At 73.0% G+C, this 21,229-nt stretch carries 21 protein-coding genes; 16 read left to right on the top strand and 5 right to left on the bottom strand.

Annotation, left to right across the window (positions count from 1 at the left end; translation table 11 throughout):
* The first annotated feature begins 81 nt into the window (after positions 1 to 81).
* The 14 genes from DFJ69_RS14980 (at position 82) to DFJ69_RS14915 (ending at position 11,088) form a co-directional block, all read left to right on the top strand.
* Entirely contained in the window at positions 82 to 465 is a 384-nt protein-coding gene (locus tag DFJ69_RS14980; protein WP_116023060.1) for a SchA/CurD-like domain-containing protein, read from the top strand.
* Positions 462 to 1,208: an SDR family oxidoreductase gene (locus tag DFJ69_RS14975; RefSeq protein WP_116023059.1), complete on the top strand. Its 747-nt coding sequence runs from the start codon at positions 462 to 464 to the stop codon at positions 1,206 to 1,208. The genes DFJ69_RS14980 and DFJ69_RS14975 overlap by 4 nt, the downstream gene beginning before the upstream one ends.
* A gap of 27 nt (positions 1,209 to 1,235) precedes the next feature.
* The gene (locus DFJ69_RS14970; protein WP_116023058.1) at positions 1,236 to 1,967 is read left to right on the top strand and encodes an SDR family NAD(P)-dependent oxidoreductase; all 732 of its coding nucleotides are present in this window, start codon (positions 1,236 to 1,238) and stop codon (positions 1,965 to 1,967) included.
* Between the two features lie 17 nt (positions 1,968 to 1,984).
* On the top strand, positions 1,985 to 2,302 hold the full coding sequence (locus tag DFJ69_RS14965) for an antibiotic biosynthesis monooxygenase (protein ID WP_342769902.1): 318 nt from the start codon (positions 1,985 to 1,987) through the stop codon (positions 2,300 to 2,302).
* Positions 2,299 to 2,619, top strand: coding sequence for an antibiotic biosynthesis monooxygenase family protein (locus tag DFJ69_RS14960; RefSeq protein ID WP_116023056.1), 321 nt, complete (start codon positions 2,299 to 2,301; stop codon positions 2,617 to 2,619). The genes DFJ69_RS14965 and DFJ69_RS14960 overlap by 4 nt, the downstream gene beginning before the upstream one ends.
* 46 nt (positions 2,620 to 2,665) lie before the next feature.
* Positions 2,666 to 3,361 (top strand): response regulator, encoded by a 696-nt coding sequence (locus tag DFJ69_RS14955; protein WP_116026643.1) that lies wholly within the window; start codon positions 2,666 to 2,668, stop codon positions 3,359 to 3,361.
* A 107-nt stretch (positions 3,362 to 3,468) separates the two neighbouring features.
* Entirely contained in the window at positions 3,469 to 3,804 is a 336-nt protein-coding gene (locus tag DFJ69_RS14950; RefSeq protein WP_116023055.1) for a TcmI family type II polyketide cyclase, read from the top strand.
* Entirely contained in the window at positions 3,801 to 5,501 is a 1,701-nt protein-coding gene (locus DFJ69_RS14945) for an acetyl-CoA carboxylase carboxyltransferase subunit alpha (protein ID WP_116023054.1), read from the top strand. The genes DFJ69_RS14950 and DFJ69_RS14945 overlap by 4 nt, the downstream gene beginning before the upstream one ends.
* Positions 5,494 to 5,970: an acetyl-CoA carboxylase biotin carboxyl carrier protein gene (locus tag DFJ69_RS14940; protein WP_116023053.1), complete on the top strand. Its 477-nt coding sequence runs from the start codon at positions 5,494 to 5,496 to the stop codon at positions 5,968 to 5,970. The genes DFJ69_RS14945 and DFJ69_RS14940 overlap by 8 nt, the downstream gene beginning before the upstream one ends.
* 5 nt (positions 5,971 to 5,975) lie before the next feature.
* On the top strand, positions 5,976 to 7,391 hold the full coding sequence (locus tag DFJ69_RS14935) for an acetyl-CoA carboxylase biotin carboxylase subunit (protein ID WP_116023052.1): 1,416 nt from the start codon (positions 5,976 to 5,978) through the stop codon (positions 7,389 to 7,391).
* Positions 7,392 to 7,485: 94 nt separating this feature from the next.
* On the top strand, positions 7,486 to 7,722 hold the full coding sequence (locus tag DFJ69_RS14930) for a phosphopantetheine-binding protein (RefSeq protein ID WP_116023051.1): 237 nt from the start codon (positions 7,486 to 7,488) through the stop codon (positions 7,720 to 7,722).
* A 35-nt stretch (positions 7,723 to 7,757) separates the two neighbouring features.
* Positions 7,758 to 8,609, top strand: coding sequence for a cupin domain-containing protein (locus tag DFJ69_RS36335; RefSeq protein ID WP_116023050.1), 852 nt, complete (start codon positions 7,758 to 7,760; stop codon positions 8,607 to 8,609).
* On the top strand, positions 8,606 to 9,877 hold the full coding sequence (locus DFJ69_RS14920; RefSeq protein WP_116023049.1) for a beta-ketoacyl-[acyl-carrier-protein] synthase family protein: 1,272 nt from the start codon (positions 8,606 to 8,608) through the stop codon (positions 9,875 to 9,877). Before DFJ69_RS36335 ends, DFJ69_RS14920 begins: the two co-directional genes overlap by 4 nt.
* Positions 9,874 to 11,088, top strand: a complete 1,215-nt coding sequence (locus DFJ69_RS14915; protein ID WP_116023048.1) for a beta-ketoacyl synthase N-terminal-like domain-containing protein — start codon at positions 9,874 to 9,876, stop codon at positions 11,086 to 11,088. The genes DFJ69_RS14920 and DFJ69_RS14915 overlap by 4 nt, the downstream gene beginning before the upstream one ends.
* On the opposite strand, the gene DFJ69_RS14910 is transcribed toward DFJ69_RS14915, so the two are convergent.
* The 4 genes from DFJ69_RS14910 to DFJ69_RS14895 form a co-directional block, all read right to left on the bottom strand.
* The gene (locus tag DFJ69_RS14910) at positions 11,085 to 11,909 is read right to left on the bottom strand and encodes a sensor histidine kinase (protein WP_170177659.1); all 825 of its coding nucleotides are present in this window, start codon (positions 11,907 to 11,909) and stop codon (positions 11,085 to 11,087) included. The genes DFJ69_RS14915 and DFJ69_RS14910 overlap by 4 nt on opposite strands.
* A 213-nt stretch (positions 11,910 to 12,122) precedes the next feature.
* Positions 12,123 to 14,528, bottom strand: coding sequence for an MMPL family transporter (locus tag DFJ69_RS14905; protein WP_245974388.1), 2,406 nt, complete (start codon positions 14,526 to 14,528; stop codon positions 12,123 to 12,125).
* A gap of 113 nt (positions 14,529 to 14,641) precedes the next feature.
* Positions 14,642 to 16,441: a fatty acyl-AMP ligase gene (locus tag DFJ69_RS14900; protein WP_116023045.1), complete on the bottom strand. Its 1,800-nt coding sequence runs from the start codon at positions 16,439 to 16,441 to the stop codon at positions 14,642 to 14,644.
* A 214-nt stretch (positions 16,442 to 16,655) separates the two neighbouring features.
* Positions 16,656 to 17,186 carry a hypothetical protein gene (locus DFJ69_RS14895; RefSeq protein WP_116023044.1) on the bottom strand — a complete coding sequence of 177 codons (531 nt, stop codon included), beginning with the start codon at positions 17,184 to 17,186 and terminating at the stop codon, positions 16,656 to 16,658.
* 1,072 nt (positions 17,187 to 18,258) lie between these two features.
* Here DFJ69_RS14895 and DFJ69_RS14885 point away from each other — a divergent pair.
* Complete coding sequence (locus DFJ69_RS14885; protein WP_116023042.1) at positions 18,259 to 18,987, top strand: IclR family transcriptional regulator; 729 nt, start codon at positions 18,259 to 18,261, stop codon at positions 18,985 to 18,987.
* Positions 18,988 to 19,365: 378 nt separating this feature from the next.
* On the opposite strand, the gene DFJ69_RS14880 is transcribed toward DFJ69_RS14885, so the two are convergent.
* Positions 19,366 to 19,725 carry a YkvA family protein gene (locus DFJ69_RS14880; protein ID WP_116023041.1) on the bottom strand — a complete coding sequence of 120 codons (360 nt, stop codon included), beginning with the start codon at positions 19,723 to 19,725 and terminating at the stop codon, positions 19,366 to 19,368.
* 334 nt (positions 19,726 to 20,059) lie between these two features.
* Here DFJ69_RS14880 and DFJ69_RS14875 point away from each other — a divergent pair, with 334 nt between their 5' ends.
* Positions 20,060 to 21,211, top strand: a complete 1,152-nt coding sequence (locus tag DFJ69_RS14875; RefSeq protein ID WP_147312312.1) for an alpha/beta hydrolase — start codon at positions 20,060 to 20,062, stop codon at positions 21,209 to 21,211.
* The last annotated feature ends 18 nt before the right edge of the window (positions 21,212 to 21,229 follow it).

Raw genomic sequence — 21,229 nt, 5'->3', positions numbered from 1 at the left:
GGGACGGCGCGGTTCATCTGTGCGAGGGGCGACATGGCCCAGGTCCGCCGACAAGGATGCGCAACAGGCGAAAGGACGGTCATGGAGCGGATGGCGATCATATTCCGGATCAGGCCCGGCACCGAGGACCGGGTCCGTGAACTGCTGACGAACTACGAACCGCCGCAGCAGATCACCGACGGGGAGACCCGCCTGCTGAGCACCTCCGTGTTCATGAAGGGCCGCCTGGTGGTCCGCGTCATCGAATACGAGGGCAGGCTGGGCGCGCTCATCCGCCATGTTTCCCAGGACCCGAGCATACAGCGGGTGGAACGTGAACTGGACCATTATCTGGTCGAGGAGGACCGCCGGGACATGAGCGATCCGGAAGGCGCGCGTGAATTCTTCCGACGCGCCACGATGGAGACGCTGACGACCCGGATCGCCCCGGAAAGGCGCCCTTCACCACAGGTGCCGCCGACGTGACCGGCCTCCCCGGATACGAGCCCGGCACGCCGGAGACGTTCGCGGCGATCGGCGCCCGCGCGTTCCTCATCGCCGGCGCCACCGGCCCGATGGCCGAGCCGACCGTGCGGCTGCTCACCGCGCGCGGCGATCGGCTGCTGTTGACCGGCCGCAACTCCGGCCGGCTGGACGAGCTGCGCCGGCGCTACGGCGACCAGATCGCGACGTTCACCGGCGACGTCGCCCGCCCCGCGCAGGCGGCCCGGGCGGCGGGGATCGCGCACCGGCTCTTCGGCGGGCTCGACGGACTGGTGCACATGATCGGCGGCTTCGCCGCCGGGTCCGCGTCCGGCACCGACCCGAGGGTCCACGAGCGGCTGCTGCACGCCAACTTCCTGTCGGCCGTCGTGACGACGCAGGCCGTGCTGCCGCTCCTCGGCCGTCCGGCGTGGCTCGTCTACATCGGCTCCCAGGCCGTCGCCGACCCGCCCCCCGCCCTCGGCGCGTACGCCGCGTCCAAGGCGGCGCTGACCACGTGGGCGCGGGCGTTGGCCCGGGAGACCGAGCACGGGGGCCTGCAGGTCAACGTGGTCCAGACGGCGTCGGCGGGCACGCCGCACGGCGGCCCGTCCCCCGTCCGACCGCCCGCCGGCGAGCTGCGGGTGGTGACGCCCGAGCAGGTCGCCCATGTCGTCGGCTTCCTGACCAGCCCGAACGGCCTCACCGGAAGCGTCGTCCCCGTCCCGGGCCGACGCGCCGGCTGAAAGCACACCCGCGATCGGAGGCACGCCATGGAACTGGGACTGCAGGGCAAACGCGTCCTCGTCACCGGGGGCACCCGGGGCATCGGCCGGGCCATCGTGCTCGGGTTCGCCCGCGAGGGCGCGCAGGTGTACACGTGCTACCGGGCCGGCACCGAGGCCGCCGAGACGCTCGCCGAGGAGCTGTCCGCGATCGAGGCGCCGCACCGGATCGACCGCGCCAACGTGAGCGTCCCCAAGGAGGCGCGGGAGATGGTGGCCGAGGCCGCCAAGTTCCTCGGCGGGATCGACGTGCTGGTGAACAACGCCGCGATGGTCAGCCGCGGCCTGCTCGCCGACACCACGACGGAGAAGTGGCGACAGGTGCTGGGGCTCAACATCGACGCCATCTACGAGGTCACCCGCGCCGCGCTGCCCGTGCTGGCCCCGGGGGCGAACGTCATCGCCATCTCGTCGGGTGTGGCGACCCGGGGCATGGCCGGGCGCACCGCGTACGCGACGTCCAAGGCGGCGCTGATCGGGTTCGTCCGGTCGCTGAGCCGGGAGCTGGGGCCGCAGGGGTCGCGGGTGAACGCGGTGGCGCCCGGCGTGATCGAGACCGAGGCCCGGGTCCCCGACGCGGCGCGCGAGCGGTACTCGCGGATGACGGCCCTGGGGCGGCTGGGCACACCCGACGACGTCGCGGGCGTGGTGCTGTTCCTGGCCAGCGACCTGGCCGGCTACGTCACCGGGCAGACCATCCTCGCCGACGGCGGCATCTAGTGGCGGGCCCGGTCCGGATGGTCCTCACCATGACGGTGCGGTCGGAGGACGCGACCACCTTCGAGGCCGCCTGGGCGCGCGCCGCCGACTGGGCCGGGACGCGGCCGGGCTGCCTGCGGCAGACGCTCGCGCTGAGTCCGTCCCGACCGTCCGGCACGGTCGCCGGCACCGAGCTGACCTACCAGATCACCTCGGACTGGTCCGACGCCGACCGCTTCCACGCGTTCGAGCGCAGTCCGGAGCAGGACGAGGTCACGGCCGGGCTGCGGATGCTCCGCACCTCGGTCCGGATGGAGCTGTGGAAGATCGTCGATCATCAGGAGGGTGCGTCATGACCGTCTTCGTGGTCCTGTCCGCACGCGTGAAGGCCACCGACGCCGAGGCGTTCGAACGGGCCTTCGCGCGGGTCAGACAGGCCGTGCGCACGGTGCCCGGCCATCGGTCGGACGTGCTGCTGCGCTCGCCGACCGAGCCCGGCCGCTATCTGCTGCTGGGGGTCTGGGAGAGCACGGAGAAATTTCTGGCCTGGGAACGGTCGGCGGCCCATAGGGCGCTGACCGAGCCCATGCGTCCATTTTGGGAGGGATCCGTCGAATGGCATGTTTTCGAGCTCGCCATCGGGTCCCCCTGGGGGCCGAATTCGTCAGGTTAGAATCGCCGGGCCGGGCCGGCGGAAAATCCGTCGTTACGGGGTGCAGATGAAGACCATACGCGTGCTCATCGCCGACGACCAGCCACTGGTCCGGGAGGGACTGCGCGCCACGCTCGGGGGCATGTCGCCCATCGAGATCGTGGGCGAGGCCCGGGACGGGCTGGAGGCGGTCCGGCTGGCCCGTCGGATGCGGCCGGACGTGCTGCTCATGGACATCACCATGCCGCGCATGACCGGGCTGGAGGCCACCGCCGAGATCTGCGGCCCCGACGGGGTCGAGGGGGTCAAGGTGGTCATCCTCACCATGTTCGACCAGGACGAACACGTCTTCACCGCGTTGCGCGCCGGGGCCAGCGGCTTCATCGTCAAGGACGCCCCGGCCACCAAGGTCGCCGAGGCCGTGCAGACGGTGGCGCGCGGCGAGGCGCTGCTGTCGCCGACCGTGACCCGCCGGCTGATCGGCGAGTTCTCCCGCCGGCCGCACCTGTCGCCGGCCACCGCCTCGGCGATGTCCACCCTCACCGGACGGGAGGTGGACGTGTTCAAACTGCTGGTGCGAGGTTTCAGCAACGAGGACATGGCGCGGATGCTGTCGCTGGGCGAGAGCACCATCAAGTCCCACGTGCAGCACCTTTATCAGAAGCTCGGCGTCCGGGACCGGGTGCAGATCGTGATCTTCGCCTATGAGCACGGGCTGCTGCGCCCGGGAATCGGGGCGACGACCCTCGACGGGGGGAGCTGACCCCCGTACGGGGGACCCGACAATTCACGATCGGGTGGGACGACACCGGCAATTTATCCCTCTAGCGTGGAATACGCCGATATCCGCCCGTACTGGTGAGGATTCCCATGTCGAAATGCACGTTGATCGTCGCACGGCTCCGTCCCGGCGGAGCCGCCGGAGCGGCCCGGCTGTTCCGCGAGTCCGACCGGACCGAGCTGCCGCGCGCGCTGGGCGTGGTGAGCCGGCGGCTGTACGAGTTCCACGGCCTGTACTTCCACCACGTCGAGTTCGACGGAGACGCCCGCGACGCCGTGGAGCGGGCCCGTTCGCGCGGCGACTTCCGTCGCCTCAGCGACGCCCTGCAGCGCTATGTCACGGCGTACGACCCGACGACCTGGCGGGAGCCCCGGGACGCCATGGCGCGCGAGTTCTATCGATGGACACGGGAGGAATCCCCATGACGGCCGAACCCACGCACCGGCGACCCGTCGTCATCGGACCCCGGCGATGGGCCCGGTGCGCGGGCTGCGGCCTGACGGTGTACGTCCCCAAGCTCGACCGGGCCCTGGGCGTCTGCCCCGAGTGCGGCCATCACCACCGTCTCGGCGCCGCCGTGCGCCTGCGCCGGCTGCTCGACCCCGGGTCCTTCGTCCCGTCCCCCGAGCGGATCGCCGGCACGGACCCGCTGGGCTTCGCCGACCGGGTCCCGTACACGGCCAGGCTCGCCACCGCCCGCACCCGCACCGGACTGGACGACGCGGTGGTGGCCGGCCGGGGCACGTTGGGGCGTCACCCGGTGGTGGTCGCGGCCATGGACTTCTCGTTCATGGGCGGCAGCATGGGCTCCGCCGTCGGCGAGACCATCACCCGCGCCGCCGAGACCGCCCTCGCCACCCGCACCCCGCTGCTCCTGCTGGCCGCCTCCGGCGGCGCCCGCATGCAGGAGGGGGCCCTGTCGCTGATGCAGATGGCCAAGACCGCCCAGGCGATGCAACGCTGTCGCCGCTCGGGCATCCTCACCGTCAGCGTGCTCACCGACCCGGTCTTCGGCGGCGTCACGGCGTCCTTCGCCACCCTGGCCGACCTGGTCGTCGCCGAGCCCGGCGCGCTCATCGGCTTCGCCGGGCCCCGGGTCATCGAGTCCGCCACCGGCCGCCCGCTCCCCCCGGGCTTCCAGACCGCCGAGTACCTCCTCGAACACGGGATGCTCGACCGCGTCGAACCCCGGCTCACCCTGCGGCCCCTGCTCACGCGGGTCCTGTCGCTGCACCGGGCGGCGACCCCCGACCGGGGGCACGGGGCGGAGACGCCCTCGTGGGAGTCCGTCCCGGCCCTCGACCGCCCGCCGAACTCGCGCCGCCGGTCGCCGTGGCAGACCGTCCGGGCGGCCCGCGACACGAGGCGTCCCACGACGCTCGACTACATCCATCTGATGTGCGACGACTTCGTCGAGCTGCACGGCGACCGCTGTCACGGCGACGACCCCGCCATCGTCGGCGGCCTCGCCTCGCTGGGCCCCCGCAACGTGATGGTGATCGGCCACCAGAAGGGCCACGACACCGCCGAGCTGGTGGCGCGCAACTTCGGCATGCCCCATCCCGAGGGCTACCGCAAGGTGCTGCGCCTGGCCCGGCTCGCCGAACGGCTGCGGCTGCCCGTGGTGACGCTCGTAGACACCCAGGGCGCCGCCCCCGGCATCGGCGCGGAACAGCGCGGACAGGGCCAGGCGATCGCCGAGACGCTGGCGGGGCTGGCCGAGCTGACCGTCCCGGTGGTCGCCACGATCACCGGCGAGGGCGGCAGCGGCGGCGCGCTCGCCCTCGCCCTCGCCGACCGCGTCCTGATGCTGGGTAACGCCTGGTACTCGGTGATCAGCCCGGAGAGCTGCTCGGTGATCCTGCTCGGTGACGCCTCCCGGGCCGAGACCATGGCGGCCCGGCTCCGACTCACGGCCCCCGAGCTGCTGCGTCTGCGCGTGATCGACCGCATCCTCCCCGAGCCGTCCGGAGGGGCCCAGTCGTCCCCCGCCGCGATGGCCGACACCCTCCGGGCGGCGGTGCTCGACACGCTCGACGAGCTGTCCGGCCTGGCCCCCGGCGACCTGATCACCCGCCGCCACCAACGCTTCCGCCGTCTGGGAGAGGTGACCCATGCATGACCCGGCCACCGACTGGCGGGAACGGCTCCGCGCCCTCCGGGAGGAGATCGGGGGCCTGGTCGCGGACCTTCCCGGGCCGGTCGCGGCGCTGACGGTGCGCGTCGGCGACTGCTCGCTGGAGATCGCCTGGGGGCCTCCGTCGGCCGCATCGGAACGCGCCGCCCCTCCACGGGACGCGCCTTCGGAGACGGAACGGGACGGTGATCTACGGGTCTGCACGGCCCCGCTCGTCGGGACGTTCTACGTCGCCCCCGGCCCCGGCGAGCCGCCGTTCGTCCGGGTCGGGGACCGGGTCGAGAAGGGTCAGGCCGTCGGCGTCGTCGAGGCCATGAAGCTGATGAACCGGGTCGTCGCGGAGTGCTCCGGGGAGGTGGTGGAGGTGAGGGCGGCCGACGGGACCCCGGTGGAGTTCGGCCAGGAACTGGTCTTCCTTCGGCCCGACGGCGGGCCCGAGGCGGGAGGGGCGTAGCGACGATGTTCGAGAAGATCCTCATCGCGGGCCGCGGTGAGATCGCCGTGCGGATCGCCCGGACCTGCCGCGAGATGGGCATCCGGACCGTGGCCGTGCACTCGACGGCCGACCGCGACGGCGCGGCCGCCCGATACGCCGACGAGACGGTGCAGATCGGGCCGCCGCAGCCGCGCCGCAGCTACATGTACGCGCCCAGCCTCATCGAGGCGGCGCTGCGGACGTCGGCCGAGGCCGTCCACCCCGGGTACGGCTTCCTGTCGGAGGACCCGGACTTCGCCCGGATGTGCGCCGAGAACGGCCTCACCCTCATCGGGCCCGGACCCGACGTGATGGAGACGATCGGCGACAAGGCCCGCACGCGGGCGCTACTCGCCGCCGCCGGGCTGCCCGTGCTGCCCGGCAGCGCGGGGGCGGTCGCGTCCCTGGCGGAGGCGGAGGAGGTCGCCGCCGAGGTCGGCTACCCCGTGATCGTCAAGGCGGTCGCGGGCGGCGGCGGGCGCGGCATCGCGGTGGCCCGTGACCTCGGGGAGCTGCGCCGCGTCCACCGGGAGACCACGGCCTCCGCGCGCGCGATGTTCGGCGACGGCGCCGTCTACCTGGAGCGTTACCTGCCGCGCGCCCGGCATCTGGAGGTCCAGGTGCTGTGCGACGGCCACGGCGCCGTCCTGCACCTCGGCGAACGCGACTGCTCCACGCAGCGCCGCCGCCAGAAGCTCATCGAGGAGGCGCCGGCCCCCGGGCTGGCCGCCGAGGTCCGGGAGCGGTTGGCCGAATACGCCGTCACCGCGGCCAAGACGCTGCGGCACTCCGGCCTCGGCACCGTCGAGTTCCTCCTGGACGACTCCGCGGACGGCGCGGGCGACGTCACGTTCATGGAGGTCAACGGCCGGATCCAGGTGGAGCACCCGGTCACCGAGATGGTCACCGGGCTGGACCTCGTCCGCGAGCAGATCGAGGTCGCCGCCGGGCGGCGGCTCACCCTCGCCCAGGACGACGTGCGGATCTCCGGATGGGCGATCGAATGCCGGATCAACGCCGAGGACGCCGACGCCGGGTGGCGGCCCGCGCCCGGGCGGCTGGAGGTGTTCCGGGTGCCGGGCGGCCCGGGTGTCCGGGTCGACGCCGGGTTCGAGCAGGGCGACACGGTGCCGCCGTACTACGACTCCATGGTCGCCAAGCTGGTGGTCTGGGCCCCCGACCGCGCCGGGGCGATCGCCCGGGCGCGCCGCGCGCTGGACGAGTTCGCGGTGTCCGGGCCCGGGGTGGTGACGACCCTTCCGCTGCTCGGGCGGCTGCTCGCGCATCCGGCCTTCGTCGAGGCCCGGCACCACACCGCGTTCGTCGACGAGCGGACCGAACCCGGGCCTTCCACGGGCGTTCCTCCGCCGGGCGACGGAGCCATTCCCCCCGACGGGTGACGTGCACTTTCATCACGCCGGCGGGAGACGGCTCCGCGACCACCGAATAGCGTATATCACAAGGCTTTCACCGCAATTGCGCGAGGAGGGCGCCATGGCCGCCCAGTCGTTCACCGACGCCGACGTGCGTCAGGTCCTCCACGCGGTCGGAGTACCGGCCGACGACCACCACCTCACCTTCGAGCAATTGGACGTCGACTCCCTGGCCCTGATGGAGATGGCCACCAGGATCATGCGCAGCCACGGTGTCGACATCGAGGAGCTGCTCACCCCGGACCGGACGCCCGCCGCGATGAAGGCGCTGGTGAACGACCTCCTCTCCGCAGGCTGACCCGGCCCGGACCCGTACGCCACAGGGGGATGACCATGGCGGGAAGCACCGACAACGTCATCGAGATCGACGCGCCCATCCTCTACGTGTGGGCCCGGACGAACGATGTGCGGTCCTGGCCGGACCTGTTCACCGAGTACGCCCGCGTCGACGTCCTCGACGAGCGGGAGGACGCCGTCACCTTCCGCCTCACCATGCGTCCCGACGAACAGGGGAACGCCTGGTCCTGGGTGTCCGAGCGGCGTTGGGATGTCGCCACCCGCACCGTTCGGGCGCGCCGGATCGAGACCGGCCCGTTCCAGTTCATGGACATTCTGTGGACCTATCAGGAGCTGGGCCCCGACCGCACTCGAATGCGCTGGATCCAGCATTTCCAGATGCGTCCCAACGCGCCGATCGACGACGTTCGAATGACCGAGCGCATCAACCGCAATTCCGTCGAGCAGATGCGGGTCATCAAGGAGCGGCTGGAGGCGCGCCGCAGCACCGTGATGCGCGCGGCGGACGTGCCGGCCAACACCCGGCGCGGCGGCGACCTGCGCTCGCTGCTGACCCCCGTCACCGTGGGGTCGGCGTTCGGGTTCGGCGGGATCGCGCGGCTGGGGCCCGGGGAGAAGGTCGCCGAGCACTACCACCCGTACTCCGAGGAGTACCTCGTCGTGGCCTCGGGACGGATCGCCGTCGACCTGAACGGCCGGGCGGTCGCGATGGAGGCCGAGCAGGCCATGCTGATCCCGCGCAACGTGCGGCACCGCGTCCGCAACACCGGCGACCGCGACGCCCTGGTGGTCTTCCATCTGTGCCCGCTGGCCCCGCGTCCCGAGCTGGGGCACGTCGACACCGAGGACGCCGAGGGCCGGCCGCTGCCGGCCGCGGTGACGCCATGAGGCGAACGGTCGTCACCGGGATCGGCGTGGTGGCGCCGGGCGGGCGCGACCGTGAGGAGTTCTGGCGTCGGATCGTGGACGGCAGGCCCGCCGTCGCCCGCATCACCGCCTTCGACCCCGCGCCGTTCCGCTCCCGGATCGCCGCCGAGTGCGACTTCGACCCGGCGCGGTACGGGCTCACGCCCCGCGAGGTCCGGCGCACCGATCGTTTCGTGCAGCTCGCGATGGCGTCCGCCGACGAGGCGTTCGCCGACTGCGGCCTCGACCCGGCCGCCGCCCGCCCGGAGCGGATGGGGATCGTCCTCGGGTCGGCGACCGGCGCGGCGCTGACGCTGGAGGACGAGTACGTCGTCGCCAGCGACCACGGCCGCGACTGGGTCGTGGACGCCCGGCACGTGATGCCGTTCCTCCACCAGGCGCTGGTGCCGTCGAGCGCCGCCGCCGAGCTGGCCGTGCGGTTCGGCGCCCAGGGCCCGGCGGCGGTGATCTCGACCGGCTGCACGGCGGGCATCGACGCGGTGGGGCACGCCCACCGGCTGATCACCGACGACGAGGCCGATCTGGTGATCGCGGGGGCCTCGGAGTCGCCGGTCACGCCGTTCTCGGTGGCCGCGTTCGACGCGATCCGCGCCACCACCCCCGCCAACGACGATCCCGAGCGGGCGTCCCGGCCGTTCGACGCGAACCGCCGCGGCTTCGTGCTCGGCGAGGGCGCGGCCGTGCTGGTGCTGGAGGAGCTCGGCCACGCCCGCCGTCGCGACGCCCGCGTGTACTGCGAGATCACCGGGTACGCCGCCCGCGCGAACGGGTTCCACATGACGGGGCTGCGGCCGGACGGCGTCGAACTCGGCGAGGCGATCTCCGACGCGATGGCGCAGGCCCGACTCCCCCGGGACGCGCTCGGCTACGTCAGCGCGCACGGCTCGGGGACACGGCAGAACGACCGGCACGAGACCGCCGCCTACAAGAGGGCGCTGGGCGACGCCGCCTACCGGGTCCCGATCAGCTCCATCAAGTCGGTGGTCGGGCACTCGCTGGGGGCGATCGGCGCGATCGAGATGGCCGCCTGCGCGCTGGCCATCGCGCGCGGTGTCGTCCCGCCGACCGCCAACCTGGAGACGCCGGACCCGGAGTGCGACCTGGACTACGTTCCGCTGCGGGCGCGGGACGCGACGGTGGACCACGCGCTGTCGTGCGGCAGCGGGTTCGGGGGCTTCCAGTCGGCGATGGTGATGTCGCGGCTGTCGCGCTCCCGGGCGGCGGCATGAGGACGGTCCGTCCGCTGATCACGGGCCTCGGGGTGGTGGCGCCGACCGGCGTCGGCGTCGCCGAGCACTGGGCGGCGACGCTGGAGGGCCGGTGCGGGCTACGCCCGATCGTGGTCGACGACGCGGCGGGGCCGCCCTTTCCGGTCGCCGGGCGGGTGCCGGACTTCGACGTGGACGCGTACGTGCCGCGCCGGCTGAAGGTGCAGACCGACCGGTGGACCTGGATGGCGCTCGCCGCCACCCGGATGGCCCTCGACGACGCCGGCCTCGACCCCTCACGGCACGACCCGTACGCGCTGGCGGTGGTGACGGCGAGCGGGTCGGGGGGCAACGAGTTCGGGCAGCGGGAGATCCAGGCGCTGTACTCGACGGGCGCCCAGGCGGTGTCGGCGTACCAGTCGATCGGCTGGTTCTACGCCGCGAGCACGGGCCGGCTCTCGATCCTGCACCAGCTCAAGGGCCCCTGCGGGGTGATCATGGCGGACGGGGCGGGCGGCCTGGACGCCGCCGCGCAGGCGTGCCGCCTGATCCGGCGCGGGACGGCGGCGGTGGTCGTGGGCGGCACCGAGGCCCCGCTGTCCCCGTACGCGCTGGTCTGTCAGGCGGGCCGGCCGGGGTCGAGCACCGAACCCGACCCGGGCTCCGCCTACCGCCCGTTCGATCGGCGGGCCTGCGGCGACGTCCCCGGGGAGGGCGGCGCGATGCTGATCCTGGAGGACCCGGCGCGCGTCTCGCCCCGTGACGCGTACGCCGAACTCGCCGGCGCATCGTCGACCCATGACGCCCACAGCACGTTCGGGCCGCCCCGCGACCACCGGCAACTCGCCCGGGCGATGCGCGAGGCCATCGCCCGCGCCGACTGCACACCGCAGGACGTCGACGTCGTCTTCGCGGACGGGGCGGGCGACCCCTGGCGGGACGAGTTGGAGGCCGCCGCCATCGGTCAGGTCTTCGAGGGCGCGTCGGTCCCGGTCACCGTTCCGAAGACCATGACCGGTCGCCTCTGTTCCGGAGGTGCGGCCCTCGACCTGGTGTGGGCGGCCCTGGCCCTCCGCCACGACACCATCCCGCCCACCGTCAACGTCGAGCCCGGCCACGACCTCGACGTGGTCACGCGGCCGCGCCGGGGAACGGGTCTGCGGACCGCCCTGGTGGTGGCCCGGGGGACGGGGGGCTTCAACTCCGCCGCCGTCCTCCGACGCGTCGTCTAGGCGGTCTCGCGGCTCTGCCCGACGCCCGTTCGGGGGTGTCGGGGCGTTCCCACCAGGGGCAGGCGGGCGTGGACGACGAAGCCCCCGTCGGAACGCGGCCCGCTCAGGAAGGTGCCGCCCTGGGCCGTGACCCTTTCGCGAAGGCCGGTCAGGCCCTGGCCCCCGCTGAAGGGGGCCGGCAGGCGCGGCGGCGCCTCGGCGAGGGCGCGCGGCGGACGGTTGGTCACGGTGACGGTCAACCGGTCGCGGCGATAGCCGATCTCCACGGTCAGCGGGCCGCCGCCGTACTTGAGGGCGTTGGTGAGACTCTCCTGAACGATCTGGAGCGCCATGTCCTCGGTGCCGGCCGGCAGCGGGCCCTCCTTGCCGGTGACGCGGACCGTGACGGCCTGCGCGCCGGGCAGCCGGCCCACGACGTCCGCCAGCCGGGCGCGCAGCGAACACTCGTTCGGCGCGGGGGCGGGGGCGGCGGCTCCCTCGGTGCCGCGCAGCACACCGACGACCCGGCGCAGATCGCGCAGCGTCGCCTGGGCGGTGTCGTCGATGAGGGCGGCCAGCGGCAGCGCCTGCGGGGCCACCGGGGGCAGCCTGCGGGAGTGCATGGCGATCACGACCAGCCCATGGCCGATGACGTCGTGGAGCTCCTGGGCGATCCGTCGCCGTTCCTGCTGGACGGCCACGCACCCACCGCACCGCCGGTCGCGCCGGGACCGCACCACGCGGGCCGCCACCGTCCCGGCGAGGAGGCCGAGCAGCAGGCCGCAGCAAAGCCGGCACAGCTCCTCGGACGCCGTTGTCCGCCCTCCGAAGCCGCCTTCCATGCAAAGGAGGTTACGGTGAATGTTCAGCAATCGGCAAGGAGTCATTCTGCCGGCGATACCGCAGGTCAGCCGGGTGCCGAACGGATCGGCCCGAAGAATGCGGCGGCATTCGCGAAAGCCCTGTCTTGCGCGGGTTTCGTTCATTCTGACAAGGCTGTACGGGCCTTGTGCAGAACTCATGTCCAGGGCCTTCTGTCAAGACCCCGTTCCGACTCACTCCCAGTGCCAGCCGGAACCGTCCGCGTTGGGCACGATGCGGCGGGGGCGCGGTGACTCCGGCGGAGCGGGCGGTCGCGGACGCCCCTCCTCCCAGGGCCGCCACGGCTCCGCCGTCCCCCCGTGAGGGACGGCCGGCTCGGGCGTCGGCGCCGCCATGGGAACGGGCGCGGGCGTGTGGAGGGCGGGCGGCAGGGACCGGTGCCTCCGGGGCGGGGGCCGGTGCTCCTTCGGGAGGGGCCTCAACGGCGGCGCGTCGGGCGGCACGGGGTCGTAGTCGATGTCGTCGCGCTCACGGAGGTCGACCTTGGAGTGCAGGACGGCGAGCGGCCCGGGCAGCCACCAGTTGGCGTCGCCCATGAACCGCATCGTGGCCGGCACGAGCAGGGAGCGGACCAGGGCCGCGTCCACCACCACGGCGACGAACATGCCCACGCCGATCAGCTTGACGACCGTGATGCCCGCCATGCCGAAGCCCGCGATGGCGACCAGGAACAGCAGCGCGGCGCTGGTGATGATGCCGCCGGTGCGCTGCATGCCCATGGCGACGGCGGCGCGGTTGTCGTGGGTGCGGTCCCACTCCTCGCGGATCCGGCTGAGCAGGAACACCTCGTAGTCCATGGACAGCCCGAAGACCACCGCCAGGATGAGGATCATGCTGGTGGCCTCGACGCCGCCGGTCGGGGTGAAGTCCAGCAGACCGGCCAGATGCCCGTACTGGAAGCCCCAGACGATCACGCCGAACGAGGCGCCGATCGACAGCACGTTCATCGCGATGGCCTTGATCGGCAGCACCACCGACCCGAAGAACATGAACAGCAGCAGGAACGTCAGCGTGCCGACCAGCAGCGCCATCTTGGGCAGCGTCTTGATCAGACTGCTCATCAGGTCGATCTGCTGGGCGGTGGTGCCGCCCACGTCGATGTGCATGGGGAAGCCGTCGTTGGTCAGCGTCATGCCCCGGACCGTCTTGACCAGGCCCTGCGCCTCCGGCGACGTCGGCTCCTTGGAGTGGGTGACGGAGATGCGGACCGCGCCGTAGTCCTCCGAGTAGCCGGTGAACTCGGCCTTCACGACGTGCGGGAGGTTGCGCAGCCGCTGCCGGAAGCCGTCCAGGTAGGGCGGGATCACGTCGCCCTGCTTGGGCGGACGCCAGTTGCGCGGCACCAGGTCGCCGGAGATCACCACGTCGATGGGCTCGGCCGAGCCGTTGGGGAACTCCTTCTTGACGAACTCGACCACCCCGCGCGTGGGGCTGTCCTTGGGGAGCACCCGCGCGTCCACCGCCGTGAACTGCGCGTTCAGGAACGGTCCGAAGAGCACCCCGAGGATGACCAGGGTCACCGCGAAGTAGGGCAGCGGCCGCCGCATGACGCTGTGCCCGAGCCGGTACCAGAAGCCGCTCTCCGGGTTGTGCGGCTCCCGTCGCTTGCGCCGGCCCCGGACCTGGCCCACCTCGACGCGGGGGCCCAGCAGGGCGAGCAGGGTCGGCAGCAGCACCACCGCGCCGAACACCGCCACCATCACCGTCGCCATCCCCGCCAGCCCGAGCGTCCGCAGGAACAACTGCGGGAACAGCAGCAGGCCGCTGAGCGCCGCCGTCACCGTGATGCCGGAGACCGCGATGGTGCGACCGGCGGTGGCCATGGTGATGGCCAGGGCCCGTTCTCGGTCGCCGTCGCGGTACATCTCCTCCCGGAACCGGCTGACGATGAACAGCGAGTAGTCGATGGCGAGCCCGACACCCATCATCGTGACGACCTCCAGGGCCGTCGCGGTCACGTCGGTGACATAGGTGATGGCGTGCAGGACGGCCAGCCCGCCGACGATGGAGAACAGCGCCACGATCAGCGGCAGCGTCGAGGCCACCACCGCGCCGAACACGATCACCAGGAGCAGCATCAGGATCGGCAGCGAGAACACCTCGGCGCGCACGATGTCGCCGACCACCAGCTCGCTGAACTCCGTCGCGAACGGCATCGACCCGCCGAGCCTGGTCTCCAGCCCCGGTGCCTCGAGCCGGTCCTTGATCTTCGCGTAGGTCGCGAGCTTGGCGAAGTCGTCCGTGCCGGACAGCTTGACCGCGACGAACGTGGAGTGCCGGTCGTGCGAGGCGAACGGGTGGGCGTACTTCCCCTCGAAGGCCCAGTAGTGATGGATCTCCTGGACGTGCTCCTTCGGCAGCCGGGCGACGGTGGTGATCACGGTGGCCATGTACCGGGGGTCGTCCACGGTCATGGTCGCGCTGCGGTACAGGATCAGGATGTCGGGGTTGGTGCTGCCGAAGTAGTTGGTGCCCAGCTTGGCGACGAGGGTGGAGGACGACTTCGGGTCCTCGAACCCGCCCTGCTTGAACTTGGCGAGCACCCCCAGGCCCCAGGCGCCCCCCGCGAAGGTGAGCAACAGGATCAGGATGAGGCTGGTCCACCGTCGTCTGTGGATGAGACGGCCGAGGCCCGCGAGCAATGATCCTCCTCAGTCGTACCGCCGCCCGGGGGGGCGGGGCGGCGACGCGGCTAGGCGCGGCCCGCCAGGCGCGCGGCGGTCGTCTGAAGCGCCCCGTCGAGATAGCGCGCCCGGGTCGCGGCCCTGGCCACCTTCCCGCTGGTGGTACGGGACACTACGCCAGGTTCGACCATGACGAATTCGTGGACGCTCATCTCGTGCTCGATGTTGATCGCGGCCCGGACGGCGTCGGCGACCTCCGCCAGGTCGAGTTGCCGCAGCGGAACGCGCCGGTTCCGCTCGGCGATCACCACGAGGCGTTCGGTCTCCTCGCCCTCGACGGCGAACGCGGCGACGTGGTCGGGGCGGAGCGCGGCGTGCGCCTCCGTCGCGGTCTGCTCGATGTCGTGGGGGTAGTGGTTGCGACCGTCGACGATGATGAGGTCTTTGATGCGGCCCGTGACGAACAACTCACCGTCGTGGGCGACGCCGTGGTCTCCGGTGCGCAGCCAGGGCCCCGCCGGGAGGTCGCCCGGGTCGGCCAGCACCCCGCCGAAGATCTCCTGACTCCGTTCGGAGTTGCGCCAGTAGCCGGGGGAGACGTTGGGCCCGTGCACCCAGACCTCCCCCACGCGGCCGTCCGGCTGCTCCGTGCGGGTGTCGGGATCGACGATCGCCACGTACTGCCCCATCGGCCGCCCGCAGCCCACCAGCGCGGTGGTCCGCTCACCGGCGGCGTCCGCCGGGACGACCGGGACGAACTCGCCCTGCGCCAGCCGCTCGCGGTCGATGGTGACGACCGTCGGCGGCCTGTCGTCGGCGGCGGCGGCGACGAACACCGTCGCCTCGGCCAGCCCGTACCCCGGCCCCTGCGCGCCCGGCCGCAGCCCCGCCGGCGCGAACGCCTCGGCGAAGCCGGACAGCGTGGCGGGACGGATCGGCTCGGCCCCGTTCAGGCAGGTCACCAGTCCGCTGAGGTCCAGGTCGGCGATCTTGTCGGGGCCGGCCAGGCCCGCCACGAAGTCGTAGGCGAAGTTGGGCCCCGCCGTGTAGACCGCCTCGCGCCCGGACAGCAGCCGCATCCAGCGCATCGGGTTCATCAGGAACGCCACCGGATCGGTGTAGAGCACATGGTCGCCGTTGACCATCGGCAGCGCCATCGCCGCGATCAGCCCCATGTCGTGGAACAGCGGCAGCCAGCTCACCAGCTCCGGGTTCGGGTGGTCGGGGGCCCATCCCGACCAGAGCTGCCGGGCGTTGGCCTCGATGTTGCCGTGGGTGATCTCCACCCCGGCGGGCCTGCGGGTCGACCCCGACGTGTACTGCAGATAGGCGACCTCGTCGAGCCCGATCGGCTCGTCCCGCCACGTCGCGGCGGTGTCGAGGTCCACCTCGTCGGCGAACAGCAGCTCACGGGGCGGCTCGACGTCGTGGTCGGCCAGGAACTTCTCCACGTGCTGCAGCACGCCCCGGGTCGTGACGATCACCGACGGCTCGGCGTCGGTGTACGCGCCGACCAGCCGCTCCGCGTACCCCGGCAGGTCGGGCGAGAACAACGGAACGGCCACCACCCGGGCGTACATCGCGCCCAGCATCGACACCAGGTACTCGTGCCGCTGCGGGAGCAGCAGCGCGACGCGCTCCCCCGGCCGGAGCGCCGACCGCAGCGCCACCGCCGCGGCCCGCGCCCGACGGTCGATCTCCGCCCAGGTCAGCGTGTTCTCGGCGCCCTTGGGGTCGAGCGAGAAGTCCACGAACGTGAACGCCGGGGCGGCCGGCTTCTCCCGACCCCAGCGGGCGACCAGTTCGATCAGCGGACGGCGGCCGGGGCCGTCGGCGGAAAGCTCCGCGAGCAGCGCACCCAATGCCATGGCTCATCTCCCGGTGGAGGGCCGGGAGGCGCCTGAGGACAGGGGCGGCACCGCCGGCATGTGACCTGGACACCGGCTCGGAGCTGGGCGCTCGACCGGCACACGGCGATCATCGTGCCGAAAAGCTATCCAAAGGCGGGTGGTGCCGCCATTGTCTCAGGCGAGCATTAGCAGGCCATCGGTTTGTCACGGCCGTGACAAGTCCGGATGCCGATCACCGGGTCCCGGGGCCGGTCGTCCGTCGCCGCCAGAGCCTCAGGCTGACGGCCAGCCACAGGAGCGCGACCTCGATCACGACCACGACGGCCAGGACCACGGCCCATGGGGACTCGGCGGGCCGGCCGTCCCCGGCCGGGGCGATCGTGATGCCGTTCTCGGCGGCGGGGGGCGCGCCCACGACCGGTGGGGCGACCCCGTGGGGCGCCACGTTGGGCTTGGGCGCGCGCGGGCTGATCATCGGCAGCGGCACCTCGCCCGGCGCCCGACCGGGAGGCGCGGCCATCGGGGGCTCCGCGGGCAGCGAGCCCCCAGGGCCGCCCGGGGCGCCCGGGGCGCCGGCGTTCGCGTCGGCGTTCGCGTCGGAGCGAGGCCCTCCCCGTCCGCCCGCCGAGCCTCCGGCGTCCGGCGTGGCGGTACGGGGCTTGGACTTGTCGGCCTTGGTGGGCTTGGACGCCTTACCGGGAGGCTTGGGCTTCGCGCTCGCCTTGGGCGGGGTGGCCGGGTAGGTCGTCGGGCCCTCGTTCACGCCAGGGTCCGGGGGCCTCACGGTCTTGCTCGGGGAGGGATCGCCCTGCTTCGAGGGCGGCCCTCCGGTGTTGGGGCTCGTCTTGCCGGTCTTCGGACTCGCCGACGTGCCCCTCGGCCCGTTCCCCGGCGTCTGCGTCCCCCCGCTGGGGCGCGGCTTTCCCGTCGGGAGCACCGTCGTGGCCCCCGCGCCGGGCGTGGACGGCGGCAGAGCGGCACTGACGCCGTGCCCGGCCCCGCTGCGGGTGGTGGCGAGAAGGCGAGGCGCCCGCCCGTTGCCCAAGGGCACAGCCGTGACCCGCACCGTACGCGGCCCGGCGAGATCACCCATCGCGCACCGCAACGCACCGGCACTCACCGGACGGCAGTAACCCGGATACCGGACCCACCGCAGCGGCCGTTCACTGGTCAACGTCAGCACAACCTCCCGGGCGAGCCGAACATAAGGCCGAACGGTCACCGCGTAAACCGCCGGCCCCACCACCGGCACAACGACCAACCGCGCCGACCCGGCCGGTGACGCCGCCGAGGCCGGTGAGGCCGGCGAGGCCCCTGACGCCGGTGACGCCGGTGAGGCCAGTGAAGCCCTGGAGGCCCCTGAGGCCAATGAGGCCGGTGAGGCTGCGGAGGCCGGCGAGGCCCCTGACGCCGGTGAGGCCCCTGAGATCGGCGAGGCCGGTGACGCCGCCGAGGCCGGCGCGGACGGCGCGGACGGCGCGGACTGTGAGGCTGGCGCGGACGGTGAGGCTGGCGCGGACGGGGGTTGCGCTGAGGCGGGAGGGCATAGGGGGCTCGCCAGGGCGAGCGTGCCGATGGTGCCGGCGCAGACCATCGAACGGCCGGCGGCTCTCACGTACGGGACGGGTAGAACACGCTCCCCCAGGGCCACGATCGTCCTTTCGCCGTGTACCGGTCGCCGGGGGGTCGGCGCGTTCGACGCCGGGCTTGGTGAGTATTGCCCCGCGTCCCCGTGCCGTAACGTCGCCGACCTGTTTCGCGTGGCGAAATCCGATCTCCGTAGACTGGGACCGCCGTCCGGGGAAGAAGCCGGCGGCAGGGGAGAGGAGGCGCCGGTGGCGGAGGCCGTACGGGCCCTGGAACGCGCCCTGGAACTGCTGGAGCACCTGGCCGACGCGGGCGGCGAGATGGCCCTGTCGGAGCTGACCGACCGGTCGGGGCTGCCGATGCCGACCATCTACCGGCTGATGCGGACCATGGTCAACCAGGGCTACGTGAGGCAGGAGCCCTCCAAGCGCTACGCGCTCGGGCCCCGACTGATCCGCCTCGGCGAGTCCGCCACCCGCCTGCTGGGCACCTGGGCGCGCCCCGCCCTGGCCCGCCTCGTCGACGAGGTCGGCGAGACGGCCAACATGGCGGTCCTCGAGGGCGACGCCGTGGTGTACGTCGCCCAGGTCCCCTCCCGGCACTCGATGCGCATGTTCACCGAGGTCGGCCGGCGCGTCCAGCCCCACTGCACCGGCGTCGGCAAGGCCCTCCTCGCCCAACTCCCCGCCGAGTCCGTGCGCGAGATCGTCGCCCGCACCGGCATGGCCGCCCACACCCCGCACACCATCACCGACCCGGACACCCTGCTCGCCGAACTCGTCCGCGTCCGCGAACAGGGCTACGCCCTCGACGACCAGGAACAGGAGATCGGCGTCCGCTGCGTCGCCGTCCCCCTCCCCGACGCCCCGGCCCCCGCCGCCATCTCCGTCTCCGGCCCCTCCGCCCGACTGACCCGCGCCACGGTCACCGAGGTCGTCCCCCTAATGCACCGAGCCGCCGAGCACGTATTTCAATGAGGGGGGGCGACCCCCCTCGCCCCCCGCGCCCGGTCTGGCGGGCTTCAGCCGAACACTCCTCCGCTAGCGCTCCAGAGCGTCCGCCTGAAGGACCGGGCAAAACCCCTCCGTGGCTGAGGTGATCAGCCCCGTTCCAAGGCGTGCTCGCCACCGGCTCCCTGTATCTGAGGGGGTGGCCACTCGCCGGTGGCCTGTGCCTGAGCGGGACCGCTCATCGGTGGCCTGTGCCTGAGCGGGACCGCTCATCGGTGGCCTGTGCCTGAGCGGGGCCGTTCGCCGGTCGCCTGTGTCTGAGGGTGGCCGCTCATCGGTGGTCGGTCTCTGAGGGCGGCCGCTCGCCGGTGGCACTCGGTGGGTGGGGGCGGACGGTGGCTGCTCTCAGGTGAGGACTTCGCCGGGGATGACGTCGGGGTGGCCGTGGCGCCAGTGGACGTAGTCGCCGGCCGCCGTGACGAGGGTGGCCAGGAGCCACAGGGCGACGCCGAGGTCGTCGGCGACGCCGATGAACGGGAGGAACTCCGGGACGGCGTCGAGCGGCGACAGGATGTAGATCAGGCCGAAGACGAGCAGGGCCGTCCTGCCGCGGCCCAGGCCCTTGTAGTCGCCGCGCATGATGTCGCGGACCATGCGGGGCACGGCGCGGGCGCGGGCCCACAGGCTCGGGGCGCCCGGGCGCGTGGTCTCGCTGTAGATCTGCCAGGCGTGGCCGGCCGCGGCCGCTCGGCGGTTCCTGTCCACGGGCGCCTCCCGATGAGCATTGGTGTGGACGCGCCCCCGAGGCGTCCACGACTAGTGGGACGACGAACGGCCCATGGTTGTTCCCTTTGTGCGCAAAAAAATCAGGGCGAATCCGTCGCTAGCGGACTTGACGAAGAGCGTCAAGTGCTGACCTGCGCGCGTTCCCCGACCTCTTGGCGCAGACGTCACAATCCCGGGGAACGTACGACGTCGCCCGCCGGTCGGAGCGAGTCGCGTTTCCCCGGACGGACCGGCTGAAACCGGGGCGACAGGGGACTCACCGGCGGGTGCGAGTCCGGCGATCGGGAGGCGGTTCACCGCGGGCGGTGCCACCATGGAAATCCTGAACGAGGTCCACGCGACCATCGCAGGAGAGCGCAGGAGCTGCCACGACCCCATGAGTGCCGACCGGATGACCACACCCCGCACCGGTACGGCGGCCGACGCCTCGTACCTCGCCCTGCCTCCGACCGCCGTCGACGCCCGGCCCGCCGGCCCGACGCGCCTGGTCGTGGCGTGGCACGGCTTCGGCCCGCCGCGGACCCCGCCGGCGCTGGCGTCCGCCATGCCGATGACCGGGGTGCCCACCTGGCGCGTCTACCTGCACCTGCCGGCCCCCGAGGGCGCGCTGCCGCCCGCCGGGCTGGGCGGCGACGCGGCCGTGGAGGAGTACGGCGACGCGGTGGAGGCGGCGGCGGCGCGGTTCCCGGAGGCGCTGGCGGAGATCCGCGGGCAGTTGGGGCTGGTGGAGGGTCCGGTGGGCCTGACGGGCTTCTCGGCGGGGGCGACGGTGGCGATGCTGGTGCTGGCGTCCGGCGAGGTGCCGGTCAGCGCCGCCGCGTTCGTGTCCCCGATCATCGCGCCCGCCCGGACGATGTCCGAGGTCGTCAAGGAGACCGGCCGGACGTACGCCTGGTCGGAACGCTCCCGGGCGGCGGCCGACCGGCTCGACCTGGCCGCCCGCGCCGGCGAGATCGCCGGACGGGGAACCCCGATGCTGCTGGTCGGCGGCTCCCGCGACCGGCTGGTCCGGGCCCCCGAGCTGACCCGGCTGCGGGATCGGCTGGCCGAGCACGGCGCCGACGTCGAGCTCGCCACGTTCCGGATGGCGCACTCGTTGACCGAGGAGCCCGGCGTGGAGGCGCTCCCGCCGCAGGCCGAGGCCGTCAGCGTGGACGGCGCGCTGACCGACTGGTTCCGCGAGCACCTGGCGATCGTGGACGTCGCCCCCGAGCCCGGGGACGAGCCCGGGGACGAGGATGACACCCCGGTCCTGGGCGGACGCGTCCTCCGCCCGGAGGAGGCCCCCACCGGCTCACCGGCGGAGTCCGCGGCGGCCCTCGACCGGACGATGCCGGACGGGGCGTGGTCGTCGTCCCCGACCCAGAGCCCTCCTCCCGGCCGGCCGGCTCCTCAGCGGAGGCCGGAGGCCGACGGAGACGACGCGCACTCTCCGCTCACCGTCGGTGGGGGCGGACAGCCCTGACCCTCGCGGGTCCGGGCC

Source organism: Thermomonospora umbrina, from assembly GCF_003386555.1.
Classification (GTDB): domain Bacteria; phylum Actinomycetota; class Actinomycetes; order Streptosporangiales; family Streptosporangiaceae; genus Thermomonospora; species Thermomonospora umbrina.
Note: the sequence above shows the minus strand (reverse complement) of the source record. Positions and strands in the feature narration are given on the sequence as shown.

What these genes read in the sequence shown, in the direction of transcription:
- DFJ69_RS14945 (WP_116023054.1), top strand. Translation starts at nt 3,801, where the DNA reads ATGACGGCCGAACCCACGCACCGGCGACCCGTCGTCATCGGACCCCGG.
- DFJ69_RS14930 (WP_116023051.1), top strand. Translation starts at nt 7,486, where the DNA reads ATGGCCGCCCAGTCGTTCACCGACGCCGACGTGCGTCAGGTCCTCCAC.
- DFJ69_RS14980 (WP_116023060.1), top strand. Translation starts at nt 82, where the DNA reads ATGGAGCGGATGGCGATCATATTCCGGATCAGGCCCGGCACCGAGGAC.
- DFJ69_RS14965 (WP_342769902.1), top strand. Translation starts at nt 1,985, where the DNA reads ATGGTCCTCACCATGACGGTGCGGTCGGAGGACGCGACCACCTTCGAG.
- DFJ69_RS14920 (WP_116023049.1), top strand. Translation starts at nt 8,606, where the DNA reads ATGAGGCGAACGGTCGTCACCGGGATCGGCGTGGTGGCGCCGGGCGGG.
- DFJ69_RS14875 (WP_147312312.1), top strand. Translation starts at nt 20,060, where the DNA reads ATGGAAATCCTGAACGAGGTCCACGCGACCATCGCAGGAGAGCGCAGG.
- DFJ69_RS14960 (WP_116023056.1), top strand. Translation starts at nt 2,299, where the DNA reads ATGACCGTCTTCGTGGTCCTGTCCGCACGCGTGAAGGCCACCGACGCC.
- DFJ69_RS14950 (WP_116023055.1), top strand. Translation starts at nt 3,469, where the DNA reads ATGTCGAAATGCACGTTGATCGTCGCACGGCTCCGTCCCGGCGGAGCC.
- DFJ69_RS14915 (WP_116023048.1), top strand. Translation starts at nt 9,874, where the DNA reads ATGAGGACGGTCCGTCCGCTGATCACGGGCCTCGGGGTGGTGGCGCCG.
- DFJ69_RS14940 (WP_116023053.1), top strand. Translation starts at nt 5,494, where the DNA reads ATGCATGACCCGGCCACCGACTGGCGGGAACGGCTCCGCGCCCTCCGG.
- DFJ69_RS36335 (WP_116023050.1), top strand. Translation starts at nt 7,758, where the DNA reads ATGGCGGGAAGCACCGACAACGTCATCGAGATCGACGCGCCCATCCTC.
- DFJ69_RS14935 (WP_116023052.1), top strand. Translation starts at nt 5,976, where the DNA reads ATGTTCGAGAAGATCCTCATCGCGGGCCGCGGTGAGATCGCCGTGCGG.
- DFJ69_RS14910 (WP_170177659.1), bottom strand. Translation starts at nt 11,909, where the DNA reads ATGGAAGGCGGCTTCGGAGGGCGGACAACGGCGTCCGAGGAGCTGTGC.
- DFJ69_RS14955 (WP_116026643.1), top strand. Translation starts at nt 2,666, where the DNA reads ATGAAGACCATACGCGTGCTCATCGCCGACGACCAGCCACTGGTCCGG.
- DFJ69_RS14900 (WP_116023045.1), bottom strand. Translation starts at nt 16,441, where the DNA reads ATGGCATTGGGTGCGCTGCTCGCGGAGCTTTCCGCCGACGGCCCCGGC.
- DFJ69_RS14970 (WP_116023058.1), top strand. Translation starts at nt 1,236, where the DNA reads ATGGAACTGGGACTGCAGGGCAAACGCGTCCTCGTCACCGGGGGCACC.